At 39.2% G+C, this 15,853-nt stretch carries 18 protein-coding genes; 12 read left to right on the top strand and 6 right to left on the bottom strand.

The window, feature by feature from the left end:
* Positions 1–36 precede the first annotated feature (36 nt).
* The 6 genes from CEQ21_RS10255 (at position 37) to CEQ21_RS10230 (ending at position 5,794) form a co-directional block, all read left to right on the top strand.
* Positions 37–1,035, top strand: a complete 999-nt coding sequence (locus tag CEQ21_RS10255) for an efflux RND transporter periplasmic adaptor subunit (RefSeq protein WP_185764524.1) — start codon at positions 37–39, stop codon at positions 1,033–1,035.
* On the top strand, positions 1,035–1,736 hold the full coding sequence (locus CEQ21_RS10250; RefSeq protein WP_328593473.1) for an ABC transporter ATP-binding protein: 702 nt from the start codon (positions 1,035–1,037) through the stop codon (positions 1,734–1,736). Before CEQ21_RS10255 ends, CEQ21_RS10250 begins: the two co-directional genes overlap by 1 nt.
* Positions 1,733–2,911, top strand: coding sequence for an ABC transporter permease (locus CEQ21_RS10245; RefSeq protein WP_185764523.1), 1,179 nt, complete (start codon positions 1,733–1,735; stop codon positions 2,909–2,911). The genes CEQ21_RS10250 and CEQ21_RS10245 overlap by 4 nt, the downstream gene beginning before the upstream one ends.
* Positions 2,912–3,031: 120 nt before the next feature.
* On the top strand, positions 3,032–3,721 hold the full coding sequence (locus tag CEQ21_RS10240) for a response regulator transcription factor (protein WP_185764522.1): 690 nt from the start codon (positions 3,032–3,034) through the stop codon (positions 3,719–3,721).
* Positions 3,660–5,201, top strand: a complete 1,542-nt coding sequence (locus CEQ21_RS10235; protein WP_185764521.1) for a HAMP domain-containing sensor histidine kinase — start codon at positions 3,660–3,662, stop codon at positions 5,199–5,201. Before CEQ21_RS10240 ends, CEQ21_RS10235 begins: the two co-directional genes overlap by 62 nt.
* Positions 5,202–5,269: 68 nt before the next feature.
* Positions 5,270–5,794, top strand: a complete 525-nt coding sequence (locus CEQ21_RS10230) for an acyl-CoA thioesterase (protein ID WP_185764520.1) — start codon at positions 5,270–5,272, stop codon at positions 5,792–5,794.
* A 232-nt stretch (positions 5,795–6,026) separates the two neighbouring features.
* Here CEQ21_RS10230 and CEQ21_RS10225 read toward each other — a convergent pair whose 3' ends face one another.
* On the bottom strand, positions 6,027–7,085 hold the full coding sequence (locus CEQ21_RS10225) for a lactonase family protein (RefSeq protein WP_185764519.1): 1,059 nt from the start codon (positions 7,083–7,085) through the stop codon (positions 6,027–6,029).
* A 229-nt stretch (positions 7,086–7,314) separates the two neighbouring features.
* Between CEQ21_RS10225 and CEQ21_RS10220 the strand changes: the two genes are divergently transcribed.
* Positions 7,315–8,385 (top strand): ATP-grasp domain-containing protein, encoded by a 1,071-nt coding sequence (locus CEQ21_RS10220; RefSeq protein WP_185764518.1) that lies wholly within the window; start codon positions 7,315–7,317, stop codon positions 8,383–8,385.
* Between the two features lie 677 nt (positions 8,386–9,062).
* Here CEQ21_RS10220 and CEQ21_RS10215 read toward each other — a convergent pair.
* Together CEQ21_RS10215 and CEQ21_RS10210 are read right to left on the bottom strand one after the other, a co-directional pair.
* Positions 9,063–9,188 (bottom strand): YfhE family protein, encoded by a 126-nt coding sequence (locus CEQ21_RS10215; protein ID WP_127741671.1) that lies wholly within the window; start codon positions 9,186–9,188, stop codon positions 9,063–9,065.
* Positions 9,189–9,248: 60 nt separating this feature from the next.
* On the bottom strand, positions 9,249–10,148 hold the full coding sequence (locus CEQ21_RS10210) for a TIGR01777 family oxidoreductase (RefSeq protein WP_185764517.1): 900 nt from the start codon (positions 10,146–10,148) through the stop codon (positions 9,249–9,251).
* 115 nt (positions 10,149–10,263) lie between these two features.
* On the opposite strand from CEQ21_RS10210, the gene recX reads away from it, so the two are divergent.
* Both recX and CEQ21_RS10200 read left to right on the top strand, forming a co-directional pair.
* Positions 10,264–11,070, top strand: coding sequence for a recombination regulator RecX (gene recX / locus CEQ21_RS10205; RefSeq protein ID WP_185764516.1), 807 nt, complete (start codon positions 10,264–10,266; stop codon positions 11,068–11,070).
* 79 nt (positions 11,071–11,149) lie between these two features.
* The gene (locus CEQ21_RS10200; RefSeq protein WP_185764515.1) at positions 11,150–11,473 is read left to right on the top strand and encodes a YfhH family protein; all 324 of its coding nucleotides are present in this window, start codon (positions 11,150–11,152) and stop codon (positions 11,471–11,473) included.
* A gap of 28 nt (positions 11,474–11,501) precedes the next feature.
* Here CEQ21_RS10200 and CEQ21_RS10195 read toward each other — a convergent pair whose 3' ends face one another.
* Positions 11,502–11,651: a small, acid-soluble spore protein K gene (locus CEQ21_RS10195; RefSeq protein ID WP_185764514.1), complete on the bottom strand. Its 150-nt coding sequence runs from the start codon at positions 11,649–11,651 to the stop codon at positions 11,502–11,504.
* Between the two features lie 128 nt (positions 11,652–11,779).
* On the opposite strand from CEQ21_RS10195, the gene CEQ21_RS10190 reads away from it, so the two are divergent.
* Positions 11,780–12,049, top strand: coding sequence for a YfhJ family protein (locus CEQ21_RS10190; RefSeq protein WP_185764513.1), 270 nt, complete (start codon positions 11,780–11,782; stop codon positions 12,047–12,049).
* A gap of 27 nt (positions 12,050–12,076) precedes the next feature.
* Here the strand turns inward: CEQ21_RS10190 and CEQ21_RS10185 are convergent, their stop codons facing one another.
* Entirely contained in the window at positions 12,077–13,057 is a 981-nt protein-coding gene (locus CEQ21_RS10185; protein ID WP_185764512.1) for a metal-dependent hydrolase, read from the bottom strand.
* 279 nt (positions 13,058–13,336) lie between these two features.
* On the opposite strand from CEQ21_RS10185, the gene mutY reads away from it, so the two are divergent.
* Positions 13,337–14,425 carry an A/G-specific adenine glycosylase gene (gene mutY, locus CEQ21_RS10180; protein ID WP_185764511.1) on the top strand — a complete coding sequence of 363 codons (1,089 nt, stop codon included), beginning with the start codon at positions 13,337–13,339 and terminating at the stop codon, positions 14,423–14,425.
* A 342-nt stretch (positions 14,426–14,767) separates the two neighbouring features.
* Here mutY and CEQ21_RS10175 read toward each other — a convergent pair whose 3' ends face one another.
* Positions 14,768–14,992 (bottom strand): hypothetical protein, encoded by a 225-nt coding sequence (locus CEQ21_RS10175; RefSeq protein ID WP_185764510.1) that lies wholly within the window; start codon positions 14,990–14,992, stop codon positions 14,768–14,770.
* Positions 14,993–15,109: 117 nt separating this feature from the next.
* Here CEQ21_RS10175 and fabL point away from each other — a divergent pair, with 117 nt between their 5' ends.
* Complete coding sequence (gene fabL, locus CEQ21_RS10170; RefSeq protein WP_185764509.1) at positions 15,110–15,853, top strand: enoyl-[acyl-carrier-protein] reductase FabL; 744 nt, start codon at positions 15,110–15,112, stop codon at positions 15,851–15,853.

Below are 15,853 nucleotides of genomic sequence, written 5' to 3'. Positions count from 1 at the left end.
AAATAAACTAAATGTAGAAAGAGGATGAGAAGAAGGATGAAGAAAAGCATAAAGAAATGGGTCGTTAGTGGAGCAATAGTAGTAGTTATTGGCGGAGGATTTGGTTCTTACTTTTATTTCAATAAAAACGAAACACAGCAAGTATCAGCACAAGCAACAACACAAACTGCAACAGCAGAGGTCGGCGATGTGGAAATTAAAGTAAGCGGAACTGGCAGCATTTCAGCTATTAATAAAGAAGCAGTGACAAGTACTGGAAATGCAACAGTAGATGAAGTCAATGTAGCGGTTGGAGATGAAGTGGAAGAGGGAGATGAGCTCGTTACATTTGAAGATGATAGCATCGACCCAATCACAGCTTCCTTCTCTGGAGAAATCACTGCCCTTAATGTAGAAGAAGGTGATACAGTTTCAATGGGTACAGAGGTACTGACAGAAACAGATTACGATAATCTTGAAATGGTTGTTAATGTTGACGAGCTGGATATCTCTAAAGTGAAGGAGGGACAAGATGCGACAATAACAGTAAGTGCATTGGATGATAAAGAATTTACTGGAGAAGTAACTAGTGTTGCTAAAGAAGCTGCTTCATCAGAAGGATCTAGTGTTGCTAAATACGAAGTAACCGTTAAAGTGAAGAAGCCTTCTGGATTATTGGTTGGTATGACAGCGGAAGCGACAATCACAACAAGCAGTAAATCAGATGTAGTGACAGTTCCTGTTGAAGCTGTTCAAAAAGAAGATGATGAGTACTATGTATTGGTTCCATCAGGATCTACAACAAGCGAAGATGGATCAACGGAAACAGCAACAACAAAACAAACAGTAGAAGTAGGTCTGGAAAATGAAGATGTTGCAGAAATTACAGGCGGTTTAGAGGAAGGAACAACAGTTGTTCTTCCAACATTTGAATCAAGCAATGACAGCAGCAGTCAAGGTATGATGCCAGGAGGAGACGGGATGCCATCAGGTGGGCAAATGCCAAGCGGCGGCGGGATGCCATCAGGCGGATTCAGCGGAGGAGGGAACCGTTAATGATTGAAGAGAATAGAATTGTTGAGATAAAGAACTTAAATAAGGAATATACGCTGGGCGGAGAAACTGTTAAGGCATTGGATAATGTGAGCTTCTCTATTAATAAAGGCGATTTTATTGCCATCATCGGTCCATCAGGGTCAGGAAAATCGACCTTGATGAATATGATTGGCTGTTTGGACATGCCAGACTCTGGCGAATACTTCCTTGATGGGCAAAATGTCTTTCAATTGAAAAGCAAGCAGCTAGCAGATGTGAGAAACCATAAAATAGGATTTATTTTCCAATCTTTTAATCTTCTCACAAAACAATCTGCATTTGAAAATGTAGAGCTGCCTCTAATATACAGAGGCCTTAACAGTAAGGAACGAAAAGAAATTACCTTGACAGCCTTAAAAAAGGTAGGCTTGCTGGAGCGTGCCGGTCATAGGCCGACTGAATTGTCAGGAGGTCAGCAGCAGCGTGTAGCAATAGCCCGCGCTCTTGCTGGCAACCCGCCAATCCTGCTTGCTGATGAACCAACAGGTGCTTTGGACAGCAAAACAGGGGTGGAAGTAATGAAGCTAATAAAAGATTTGAATAAACAAGGTCATACTATTATATTAATCACCCATGATCTTGAAATTGCCAAGCAGGCAAAAAGAGTTATTCGTATTCAAGATGGAAGACTTAGGGAGGAAAAGGAGGTAGGAGTTTCTTGAAATTAAGGCAAGCGATAAAAATATCTTTTAAAAATATAACAATGAATAAGTTAAGAGCAATCTTGACGATGCTTGGAATTATTATTGGAGTTGCTGCCGTAATTGCCTTGACCTCTTTAGGTATGGGTGCATCTCAATCGGTATCAGATGAGGTTTCTAGTCTAGGAAGCACGACAGTTTCAATATCACTGTCAGGCAATTCGAGTGATGAAGAGGTTGTCACATATGACGAACTCATGTCATTTGAAGACTTGTCAGAGGTAGAGGCTGTTTCACCGACTGTTACTACTAGCAGTACATTGAAAAATGGCACTACTTCAAGTGAAGGTGTTACGGTCGCAGGCGTTAACACTTCTTATGAAGATGTTAATGACATAACAGTCCGTTCAGGGCGCAACATTATGGATATTGACCTAGATAACCGCAATAAAGTCGTCGTCTTGGGCTCTAATGTTGCGACAGAATTGTTCGGGTTCTCCAATGCTGTTGACCAGACGATTAAAATCGACGGCACAACATTTAAAGTAATTGGTGTGTTAGAAGAACAAGGTGAAGAACTGTCAGGCTCTGTCGATGACCAAGTGTTGATTCCTTTCACTACTGCACAGCGTTTTATCGGACAGACGTATGTAACATCTGCAACAGTAAAAATGTCTTCTGAGGATGTTGTTGAAATCGGAATGGCGAAGATGGAACAGGATTTGTACAATCAATTTGGCGGAGATGAAACATCTTATTCTGTTCGTAACCAGTCTTCTGTATCTGATGCACTTGATTCTGTCAGCAACACGATGACATTGCTTCTTGCAGGTATTGCGAGCATTTCCTTGATTGTTGGCGGAATTGGTATTATGAACATCATGCTTGTGTCTGTAACGGAAAGAACAAGAGAAATCGGGATTAGAAAAGCGATTGGCGCAAAGAAAAAGGATATTATGTTGCAATTCTTAATTGAAGCAGTTGTATTAAGTGCATTTGGCGGCATCCTTGGTGCCTTGATTGGGCTTGGGAGTGCTGAAGTTCTGTCAAGCATGCTAGATATGACGATGCAAATCACTTGGTGGATTGTCGGAGGTTCAGTATCCTTCTCCATATTGATCGGAATTATCTTCGGAATATTCCCTGCAAACAAAGCATCAAACTTAAGCCCGCTTGAGGCATTAAGATATCAATAAAAATTGGGATCAGGCTTTTACTAGCAGCAACTAGTAAAGGCCTGATTCTCTTTTATAGTGGTAGTTTTTTGGCACTTGATTCTTGTATAATGAGTAAAAAACAAAAAAGGACTTAATAGAATGAAACATATATTAATTGTGGAAGATGAATTGGCAATAAGCATGGTGCTTGGCGCTTATCTTGAAAAGGAAGGCTTTGCTGTCAGCTATGCATACAATGGACAAGAGGCATTGGAGAAGCTCGAAGAAACAGTGCCAGCATTGGTGCTGCTTGATGTCATGATGCCCCATATGGACGGCTGGGAGGTACTTGCACATATTCGCCAAAAAAGTGCTTGTCCTGTTATTATGCTCACTGCCCTTTCAGATACAGATCAGAAGCTGAAGGGATTCGACACAGGTGCAGATGATTATATAACAAAGCCCTTCGTTGCCGAAGAGGTGATAGCAAGGGTTCAGGCTGTCCTGCGCAGATCGCCTCAGTACCAGGCAGAAGAAGATGTGACCTATTACGGAAATTTAAAAATAAATAATCTTTCCCATCAGATATTCCTAAATGGCATTGAGGTCCCATTTACGCCGAGAGATCTATCGGTGTTGCTGTTTTTGGCCGGCAATCCTAATCAGACCTTTACGAGAGACCAGCTGCTCGACCATGTGTGGGGCAGGGATTATGATGGCAGTGACAGAGCAGTTGATTTGGCGATAAAAAGAATAAGGAAATCTTTGAATGGATGGGAGGCAGAATATGGGGAAATTAAAACATTACGTGGACTCGGCTATCAATTCTATATTCAAGAGAAAAAGTAAGGAGAAAACGCCGCTCCTATACTATTGGACAAAAAGATATTTATTCACATTAATACTCGGACTCGTCATTATTGGTGTTGTTTCCATCCTTTGGATCAGACATAATGCCTTAGAAAACAGGCTTGAGCTGGCAAAGTTCGTTGCCCAGGAGATTGCCGGAAGGGCGTCTGATGAGAATCTGGAGAATATTACAGACATCAGGTTTCCTTTTATGCAGGATAGACAGGATTCCCAAAGCATTTATCAGCCGATGAGTGTCTATATAAAGGACGACTCAAACGAGGTAAATCTTCTTTCTCCAATGCAGGATATGGGCCCAAATGGGAATCAACAGGGAAAAGCAATGAATGAACCAACACCTAATAATTCTGGTCAGCTTGAACAAATAGAGGGTATGGATATGGTTGAAGAGCTGACGATTAAAACGATAACGCTTAGCGATAGCAGAAAGGCATCTGTTGTAATTGCTCCGATAGAGAAGGATGATAAATTAGTAGGTAATGTGTATATTGTCCAGCACCATGATCAGCTTCGCATAAATACAGAGGAGTATCAGCTGCTTGGACTGCTTTTAACAGGTCTTGCAATTCTTGGCTGGCTTGTCATCTATTCATTGTCGAAGAAGCTGGCAAAGCCGGTGGAGGAAGTAGCGAATGCAGCCCAAAACTTAATGAATGGAAACTATGATATTCGCCTAAGTGAGGATGTGCAAGAGAAGGAGTTGCATCAGCTTGTGCTGTCCTTTAATGAAATGACAAACAGGCTGCAAACATTAGAAGGTCTGCGTACACAGCTCCTTGCAGGTGTTACCCATGAATTAAAGACACCAATTACCTCCATTAGCGCCCTTGTTCAAGCTGTGAATGATGATATCATTTCAGACAGCCGGAAAAAAGAGTTTTTGGCAATGAGCTTAAAGGAAGCCAAAAGACTGCAAAGCATGGTCGAGGATTTGCTTGATTTCAACAGCTTCAGTGCAGGCTCTATCAGAGTGAATCTCGAAAAAACAAACATCCAGGCTGCTGTTAAAGAAATCATCTATCAATGGGAAATCGTTCATGCAGATGCATTAAAAAATGTGAAGATAACCTATAATAGTATGGAAAAGCCTGTATATGCCAATGCGGACAGTGTTCGTCTGCAGCAAATTATCGTTAACCTGCTCAATAACAGCCTTCATGCCATTAAAGGCAAGGCTGTCGGCGAATTGTCAGTCAGCTTGAAATATGATAATAATGATATTCTGATAATGGTAGAGGATAATGGCTACGGAATCCCGAATGAAGAGCAGCATTATATATTTGAACGCTTCTACAGAGGGAAAAATAAGAAGGATGTTGAGCGGGGACTTGGACTTGGTTTGCCGTACAGCCTGCTTTTGGCGAAGGCGCTTGGAGGACTTTTATCTTTACAAAAATCCGACGGTTCCACTACAATATTTTTATTGAAGTTGCCATTATGCAAAGAAGAAAGCAAATAGGCTGCAATACTGGCCTTTAAATATCATCTTCGAAAAGCAGTCACAATAGGCATAAAAAGGAGTGCAGCATGGTGAATATGCCAACAGAGAAATTTTGCAAAGATTCATTAGTAGTTAAGACAAGCCGTATATTCCCGATTGATACAAACAATCATAACTCTTTATTTGGAGGGAAGCTGATGAGCTATATTGATGATGTAGCTTCGATTTCAGCATCAAGGCATTCAAGAAGCAATGTCGTTACAGCTTCAACAGATTCCGTTGATTTCTTAATGCCCATAAGGCCAACTGATTCAGTATGCCTTGAGTCATATGTTACACATACAGGCAGGTCCTCCATGGAGGTGTTTGTTAAAGTAGTGGCAGAAAACTTAAAAACTGGTGAACGTAAGCTTGCCGCAACATCATTTTTAACATTTGTAGCTCTTGATGAGGAAGGCAAACCGACAAAAATTCCCCAAATCGTTCCCCAATTAGCAGAGGAGCATATGCTCTTCAACACAGCAGAACAGCGTGTGAAAGTAAGAAAAGATAGAAGAGAGCACAGCAAGGCATTTGCAAAGGTTGTTAAGACAGATGCCCCTTGGATTTAAATAAATTCATTCAGTCTGCCGACAAACTTAAGTTTGTCGGCAGTTTTTTTTTACCGATACTCAGTTAGGATGGCACAAGATAAAAACAAGGAGGCAATCCAAAAAGAATTGTTGCCTTGCATTCGATGCAGTCTTGGAGGACACCATATTCAGTGATATATTGAAATGAAAAACCCCAGTCGCAATTAAATACGACTGGGGTTTATACGTAGCTCGGTTGCTTATTTACTTATTAGTAATTTAAGAATTTCACACAAACTGGTTCTGGAGCATGAATTTCTGATTGAAGCAATGTTAATTTACCTGTAGCTTCATCTCTTGCAAACAGAGTAAGTGTGTCTGATTGTTCGTTAGATGCAACAATGAATTGTTCTGTTGGGTCAAGAACAAAATCACGTGGCCAATTTCCTTCTGTTGACGTATGTTCAATAAATGTCAATGCTCCAGTTTCGCTGTTGATGCTGAAAAGGGCAATTGAATTATGTCCGCGATTTCCTGCATAGACAAATTTGCCGTCAGATGACAAGTGAATAGCACTGCCTTGGCTGTTTTCAGTAAAGTCGATTGGTAATGCAGAAATATATTGCAAGTCTTTTAGTTCGCCTGTTTCGCTGTTATAAGATAATGTAATGACTTCATTGCTTAATTCTGTCATCACATAAGCGAATTTGCCATTTGGATGGAATGCGATATGTCTTGGACCGCTTCCAGGCTTCACACTCAGGCTGCATACTGTTTCTAGCTTGCCATCTGTAAGCTTATAAGTTTCTACTTTATCGATACCAAGATCGACAGAAACAACATAACGCTCATCAGGTGTAAAACCAGTGAAGTGCATATGAGGTTTCTCTTGGCGTGCAGTATTTGGTCCTGTACCAGTATGCTCTACCTTTGCTGTTAATTCCTGCACTGCTCCATCAGCGTTTAAAGGATATGCTTCAACAGTCCCTTTATGGTAATTTCCAGTTAGTGTGTAGCTTTTGTTGTTATCAACACTAACATGACATGGGGAAGCGCCTTCAGTGAACTGCTTGTTAATGAATTCAAGCTTTCCTGTAGCAGGATCAACAGTATAAGCTGCAACTCCTCCAAGTGAGCCTTCTTTACCTACAGCATATAAGTATTTATTATCTTTAGAAACTGTTGCATATGTCGGGTTTTCCAATTCAGCTGCCAGTTCGACATTAGTAATTTTCTTTTCTTCTGTATCCAGAACGAATGAATAGATTCCCTTACTAGTTGACTTTGTATATGTACCAACATAACCTATGAACTTTTTTGAATTTGTCATGAACAGGACTCCTTTAAAAGATTTAAATATATTATAGCAAATTGTAAGCCCACTCACTAATAAAAGAACTTTCAAATTACAAATAGAGAGAAAATTCAGGACGTTAGCAGAAAGAAAACACCTGAACTAGAAGGCATTGTTGGGATATGTGTATAAATAAAAAAAGTTTGAGCATACTGTTAGTTTGAGAGAGATAATAGCAATGCAGTATTATGGAAAGGATAGGAAAATGAAGAAAAAAATATGGTTTAATCAATGGTTCACAACAGCTGCTCACTTTATTGATATGATTAAATATAATGCAGATGGGATGGAATTTGAGGTGTATGGAACCTCAAATAATGAACATGCCGCATATTTAAGCTATTGCGATGCAGCATTTATAGAACCAGACATAATTGGGGAGGATTATATTGAATTTTGTCTGCGCTTTTGCAAAATTCATCGTATAGATCTATTTGTTCCAAGGAAAGAGAATGTGCTTATATCAAAGAACTTGTCTAAATTCGAGCAAATTGGAGTTAAGGTCCTTGTATGTCCTGATGCGTCATTGATGGAAATGCTTGATGATAAAGAGGCAACGTATAAATTGATGAAGCAGCATTCCATCCTCAAGACGGCTGTTAACATACCAGATTATATTATTGTCAACAATGCAGAAAGTTTTAAAGAGGCATATACAGCTTTAAGAAAAAAGGGTCATAAAGTTTGTTTTAAGCCTGTAATTGGTGAGGGAGGAAATGGATTCAGACTTGTGCAAGAACAGCCTGATTCTATTGAAGAGCTTTTCTATCAAGGAATCAATGCTAATATATCCTTTGACACTGCTTATAATATATTCAAGCAACAAGCGGTTTTTCCACCACTAATGGTGCTTGAATATCTTGAAGGATATGAGTACAGTATTGATTGTCTATCATTTGACGGCAAACTGATGGCTGCCATTCCGAGAAAAAAAGGACAAGGAAGGCTCAGGGAGCTAGAGGACAATCCTGTTCTGCTAAAGCTGGCTAAAGATATTAATGACACACTAAAAATTCCGTTTATTTATAATATACAAGTGAAATATCAGAATGGCATTCCAAAGCTGCTAGAAATTAACCCAAGAATGTCTGGAGGACTGCATTACAGCTGTCTAGCAGGTATTAATATGCCATACAGAGCGATTCTGCTGCTACTGCAAGGGAAAAAGGCTATTAAACAATTCCGTCCCCATTTCGGTGTGAAATCGAGCTATTTAGAGAAAGAGATAATTTTAAAAGATAATGTCTTTCAGTCGTCGAAAATTGTCCATTTATAAGCAAATGAAATGCCCCTTAAAGAAAGGGGGTATTTTTTTTATGTAAAAAGTTCGTTATAAAAAACAAAGTGTATTGACATAAAGAACAAATCATCGTATTATTTATTCAATAATACGTAATAACAAACGAAATGTGTTCTTTATAAAGAATTAATTTATAAAGAGCGTTATTTTTTTACTTGTCGGTTCTTTATAAAGAACGACTTATAATTGGAGGAATATTAATGGATGCCATTATTCAATCTATAAAAATGCGCTATTATGTGAGACTTATTAACAAGTATTCACAAAAATCGAATAAAGCTGTATTAGGTTTAGATAGAAACATGTACTTTCAAAAATATTGCTATTATCAAGATAAATTGAGGATGCTACAAGATAGGCAAGTTTCTGGCAGAGAATTTTGAATAGTATAGCAGCATGCAAAAAATCCACCAGTAAACTAACTGGTGGATTTTGTTATTATGGCATTGTGGAAAAACAGTTCAGTTATACACGAATTTATACACATGCTAAAACTATGGTATAGAAGTATTCCACAGGTTTATGCACATTATCCACAGTTTTTATGTGGGTATACCAGTGGATTTGTGGATAAATAACCTTATTGTAAGCGAAAATGGTGAAAATGCTTACAAAATAGAAAGTTATCCCCAATGTTTAAATTTTCAAATTGTTTACTGTTTCTCTTGGCCGGATTTTCTGCTTGCAGCTCTATCTGCCATTTTGAACTCATGCTGATATGTAACCTCTTGCATACTAGAAAGTTTAGGTTTACCTTTGAATGCTTTTTTCTTGTCCATTGTTACCATCCTTTCACGCTAAGTTAATGATATTATTTCCCTCTTTTTTAGAAAGATACATTAGTCAAAGCTTGAAATCGCAGATTCGATTGTTTCAAAAGCAAAGGGATAGCCTTGGCTTGTTAAAACCGTGGGAAGTACATGCTGGCCCTCTGCCACAAGGATGCTCATCTCTCCTAATACTAGTTTGAGAAGCGGGGAAGGGACTAACAGCCAATGTGGACGATGCAAATGCCTGCTTATTGTTTTACCTAAAACCTGCATCTTCACAGGAGCAGGCGCAGTGAAATTGACTGGACCAGAAATTGTATCGTCTCCAATAATAAACTGCATACCGCCAACAACATCCTCTATATGAATCCAAGAAGCCCATTGGTTTCCGCTGCCTAAATTACCGCCGATAAATAATTTATATGGAAGAAGCAAGGTTGGAAATGCTCCGCCATCTTTAGACAGGACTAAGCCAAATCGGCAATAAACGGTTCTTATCCCTAGATGCTCTGCCTGCTGCGCATGTGCTTCCCACTGTTTTACAGTGTCCGCAAGAAAGTCATTACCAAGATGCGAGGCCTCAGTGAAGTTATTTGTTAAGGACGTTCCATATACTCCAATTGCACTTGCATTTAACCAAACTTTAGGTTTGTCTGGAAGCTGCTTTATAATAGAAAGGAGCCTGTCTGTTGCAGAGATTCTGCTTTCCACTATTCTTTGTTTACGAGAAGCTGTCCAGCGGCCGCTGTTTAAGGATTCACCAGCAAGATTAATGACAGCATCGATAGGATCAGGAATGGCAGAAGCTGAATTATTATTTGCATGCTCCCAGTTAATATAGAAAATTTGTCCGCTGTTCTCCCGATTTGTGCTTCTTGTTAAACAATAGATGGTATGCCCTTTTTGCGTTAAACTCTGTATAAGGGCATTACCGATTAAACCAGTTCCGCCTGCAATCAGGAAGTTCATTGTTTTCCTCCTCAAAATATTTTATTTTCATTATAATATTCACATAAGAACATTTCCCAATTTAACGTCCTAAAAAATATATGTTACCTGTAATGATGAAAGGAGATTGACATAATTGATTATCAGTAAAATAACGAGACAAAAGAATTTAAGTGACCGCTACAATATCTTTTCCGAAATAGCTGGTAAAGATGAATATGCTTTCAGTGTGGATGAATCGGTGCTTGTTAAATACCAGCTGCGAAAAGGCATGGAGCTTGATAAGCTTCTGTTGAATGAAATACAGTACAGTGATGAAATTCGTAAAGGCTATCATACAGCTGTTAATTATTTGGCAAGGGTGAAAAGAACGGAAAAAGAGGTACGAGCACATCTCAGTACAAAAATAGAAGAAGACATGGTTATTGGCGAGGTTATTCGGAGACTGTACGATATGAAGTTTCTTGATGATGAGGATTATGCTTTTTCCTATGTAAGAACACAACGCAATACATCAGATAAAGGTCCTACAGTGATAAGAAGAGAGCTAAGGGAAAAAGGCTTAGGAGATGACTTGATAAGCAGTGCTTTAGAGGAGCTACCTTTTGATGTACAGCTTGCCAATGCGGAAAAAATAGCTGCAAAGGCGTTAAGCAGCAACAAAAATAACTCCTTTAAAATGGCTAAACAAAAGGTGGAGCAGACATTGACAAGGAAGGGATACTCTTCTGCAGTTATCAAGGAAGTAAAGCTGTCATTGGAAGGAAATGATGAAGAGGATGAACTCAGCGCATTACGTGTTCATGGACAAAAGGCAGAACGAAAGTTTGCTGCTTATTCTGGCTACGAATTCAGGCAAAAGATGAAGCAGTTTTTATACAGAAAAGGCTTTTCCATTGAACTGATTGAAAGGTATCTTGATGAGCTTTCTATGGAGGACTGATTTTTTTTAGTACATTTTTTTTGCTCAAAGCTAAGACGTCATTTACAATAAAATCATAGTGGGGTTGAGGAGGAAGTATATGCAAACGAAAAGATACAGCATGATGTCCGAACACGAATTACGTATAGAAATTGCCCAATTAAATGATAAGGCCAAAAAAGCAGAGCAGCTCGGTATGGTTAATGAGTTCGCTGTATTAGAACGGAAAATTCATATGGCAAAAGCATATTTACTCGATCCAAATCAATTTATTAAAGGTGAAGTGTATGAAATAGAGGGAGATCCGGGTGTGAAATTCCATCTTCATTATATGAACGGCATTTTTGCTTGGGGGATACGAGACAATGGGCAAAACACAGAAGAAGGAATTCCGATCTCTTTATTGAAGAAACAAGAGGCATAAGAACAAGCTGTTCTTATGCCAGATGTTATTACTGTTTATGTCTATGTGATGAAGCATTCATTCTTTCCTGAGGATGTGTATTAATTGTGCCATCTGCTCTTTTAGATGCATACTCCGGTTTTGCTCTTGGCTCACCTTCAAATTTGTTATCATTTATATTATCTACGCCTTTAACCATGGGGCAAAATCCTCCTTTGTATGTTCATGTATGACAAATATGCCGAGCATTTCTTTGTCAACCATTTTAGTATTTGTAGCATGTAAGCAAACTATAAGCGTTATTTTAAATGAAAGAAGGTCGTTACCATGTATGATTATCAAAAAAGGCTTGTGGACAGACTGCTGGAGATTAACGAAAGTATCAACGTTGTTCAGGCCCAGACTTGGATAGAGCTGTTATGGGAAGATTTCGAATCAACATATGCGAAAGCAGGGAGAGATTATAAAGGAGCTGAAATGACAGAGAAGGTTGTCAGCCAGTGGATTGAAAATTATGGACCAAAGCTTCACGAATTTGTAGCGGAAAACCCAAAGTATAAAGATTTTCTTACAGAAAATAAACGAAGCTTCCATTAAAAAAAATCCAGCAAAAGCTGGATTTTTTTAGTTCGTCAAGATATCTAATTTTTTCTGAAGTTTTTCTTCACTGAATATCCAGCCAGTATAGGAAGACATAATATTTAAGTCTTTATCGAGATGGACGACAGCGACAAATGGATAATGACCATTGCTGCGGTAGCGTAAATCAATAAACCGAACCTGGTACTGATCCTCAAGCTCTGTTACTTCCCAGCGATATACTGGAGAGAAGGAAAGAAAAGCAGACAGGTTACTGTCTATTTTGGCTGCTTCCAAAACTGGTGTTGCCGGGATATCAATTCGCTTAAACTGATCATAGATTTCAATTTTGTAGTTATGTGCTCTCCCAACATAGAAGTATTCATCTGTCATAACTGCAACGCGCCAATGGCTGAACCTCATTGTCGGGGATAAAATAATCGTATTTGCATCTGGAATAATTTCTCTAACCTTATGCTTCACCCTTCTTTGAGCAATATAGCGGAGTACATAATAAAAAACCAATACAATATACAGTACAAGGAAAGTATAGCCTGGTGGTGCTCCGAATGCCCAAACGAACAGACCGACAACGTGCAAACTGAAAATAATCGGGTCGAATGTATTGATGAAGCCTAGTGCTACCCATTTAGATGAAAATGGCCTTAATGCCTGTGTTCCGTATGCATTAAATATGTCGACAAAAACATGGAGAAATACGGCAATGAATGTCCACATCCATAAATGCAGTAAGTTTGCATCAGGGAAAAACGGATATAAAACAGCAACAATCAATAACGGCCATATGACTACAGCTGGAATGGAGTGTGTGATGCCTCTGTGATTTCGGATATATACAGCGTTATTTCTTAGTTTTAAGACGGTATCGACATCAGGAGCTTGAGAACCGGCTAATGTTGCAATCATTACACTTATAGTTGTTGCATGGCTTCCTGCAACTGCTGGATCAAGAGTAGCCAAGCCTCCTAGCGCTAATCCCATCACTACATGTGTCCCAGTATCCAAGAATAAAAAACCTCCTTGTTTTGCATAAGCAATTAATGGTTAACTACCTAATAATTTCTATAAAAAATAGCTTTATTTTTTTTATGAGTAAAGATACACTTTGATATTAGACATTGATTGGAATTTAAGTGAAATATAATCTCTGTTTACTTTGTGAAAGAAAGACGATATCTATACCTTATCATTGCGATTGTTTTGATGAAAGCCTAAAGTGAAAGAGAAGAACACATTTTATGTTATTCCCCATTTCAAAAAATATTAACATGGTGGAGGGTAAAAGTGAAAGAAGAAGCACAAAACCAATTGGATATACAGCAATTTAGAGATGACTTACTTAATTGGTTCATAGCAGAACAGCGTGACCTGCCTTGGCGTAAGGACAAGGATCCATATAAAGTTTGGGTATCAGAAATTATGCTACAGCAAACAAAAGTAGATACAGTAATTCCATACTTCAACCGCTTTGTTGATTTATTTCCGACCATTGATGCATTGTCAGATGCTGAGGAGGAAAAGGTGTTGAAGGCGTGGGAGGGGCTTGGATATTATTCGCGTGCACGGAATTTACATACGGCTGTTAAGGAAGTAAGGGAGAAATATGCTGGTGTGGTTCCGAATACTCCTGCAGAGATTGCGACATTACGTGGAGTTGGCCCGTACACTGCTGGAGCCATCCTTAGTATTGCGTATGGCGTTCCAGAGCCAGCGGTAGATGGAAATGTAATGAGAGTGCTATCGAGAATTTTGTCAATATGGGAAGACATCGCCAAACCCAAAACACGAAAAACATTCGAGGATGCCGTCAGGATGCTAATATCCCATGAAAATCCTTCTTATTTCAACCAAGCATTAATGGAGCTTGGAGCGCTGATTTGTACACCAACATCACCATCTTGCCTTTTATGCCCAGTAAGAGAGCATTGTCAGGCATTCATGGACGGCACACAGGGAGAATTGCCTGTGAAGACAAAAAACAAAAAGCAAAAGACAGTGCAAATAGCAGCAATCATCTTATCAGATGAAGACGGAAGAACACTTATTCATAAAAGGTCTCATAAAGGCCTGCTTGCCAACCTGTGGGAATTTCCAAACATAGAAATCGTCCAGACCATTACAAGTGAAGCAGAACAGCTGAAAGAGGAACTGCAGAGCCAGTACGGAGCGACGATTGAAGTAGAGGAAAGCATAACAAGGATTGAGCATGTATTCTCCCATCTTATCTGGCAGATAACTGTTTATAAGGGGAAGCTCGTTAAGCTTGAAGAAGAAACCGATACATTAAGAAAAGTGAATGCCCGTGAAGTTGAACCATACCCATTCCCAGTTTCCCATCAAAAGATGCTTAAATTTATGCCCGAATCAGAATAAGTAAATGAGGCTGGGACATAAGTATATGAATCAGTATAGAAACCGAACTATCCATTCTAATCTCGATTGGATAGTTTGGTTTCTTATTTTTGTTTTTTTAAATACAATAATTAGAAATTTTAGTAGAATGGAGCGGATGCCACTCGACTCCTGCGGGAAATAGAGGACGCTTTAGACCCCGCAGGCGAAGAGGCTTAAGCTTTCCCCACGGAAAGCGCGAGGACGAGCGCGCAATGAAACGAACTAATTTTGTCACAAGCTTCATTATTCAAATATGGATGTAATTTTATTATTCGTGTTTAGAAAGGTTATCTTTTGTTTTGTCCCAGCCTCTTTTTTAGTTTAGTCGTAGCTGACCTCCGTGCCACTAGTCCAAGTTGCTTCATTTCGTTGTAAGCCGCCGCGATTTTCAATTTCCTCAATAATCTTATTATGGATGGAAACACCCTCTACATTTAAGTACTGGGCCATTTGCTGTAAGGAGTGATGGAAATAAGCAAGTTCGCTGTCTTTCCATTCACCTTTAGCTATCATTGCTAGCTCTGTCATATCTCTGCCAACATACATAAAAAGCACCTTCCTTTACTAGGTTTTCTATAAGTATTGTGTTGATGTTGATTGATAACTATGCATAGAACAGGTAAAATGTGAAACGAGTCAATGACGGAAGGGACTGGAGAAAGAATGGAAAATAAAGTAGCGCTAGTTACTGGCAGTTCAAGAGGAATTGGTAAAGCGACTGCATTACGACTTGCAGAATCAGGTTATGACATTGTTATAAATTATGCCAGAAGTAAGAAGGCAGCAGAAGAAACAGCAGAGGAAATTAGAGCAATTGGCCGAAAAGCTCTTGTTGTTAGAGCAAATGTAGGCGATGTGGACAAAATTAAAGCTATGTTTGTCGAGATTAAAAATGAATTTGGCAGACTGGATGTATTTATTAATAATGCAGCATCTGGTGTACTTAGACCAATTATGGAGCTTGAAGAATCACATTGGGACTGGACAATGAATATTAACAGCAAGGCACTGTTGTTTTGTGCCCAAGAGGCTGCGAAGCTAATGGCAGACGGCGGAAAAATCGTCAGCATCAGCTCATTAGGCTCTATCAGATATTTGGAAAACTACACGACTGTCGGTGTAAGCAAGGCAGCAATGGAAGCTTTGACACGTTATTTGGCTGTAGAGCTGTCACCAAAAAATATTGTCGTTAATGCTGTATCAGGTGGAGCAATTGATACAGAAGCACTTAAATCATTCCCGAACAGAGAAGAGTTGTTAAGTCACTCTGCCGAAAGAACGCCTGCAGGAAGAATTGTCGAAATCGAGGATATGGTTAACTCAGTCATGTTCTTAGTCAGCGACCAGGCAAGCATGATAAGAGGGCAGACAATCATTGTCGATGGAGGCATCTCTTTACTAGTGTGA

The sequence above is a fragment of the Niallia circulans genome (assembly GCF_007273535.1).
Taxonomy (GTDB): domain Bacteria; phylum Bacillota; class Bacilli; order Bacillales; family Cytobacillaceae; genus Niallia; species Niallia circulans_B.
The sequence above is the reverse complement of the archived record's forward strand: the minus strand, read 5'-3'. Positions and strand labels throughout refer to the sequence as shown.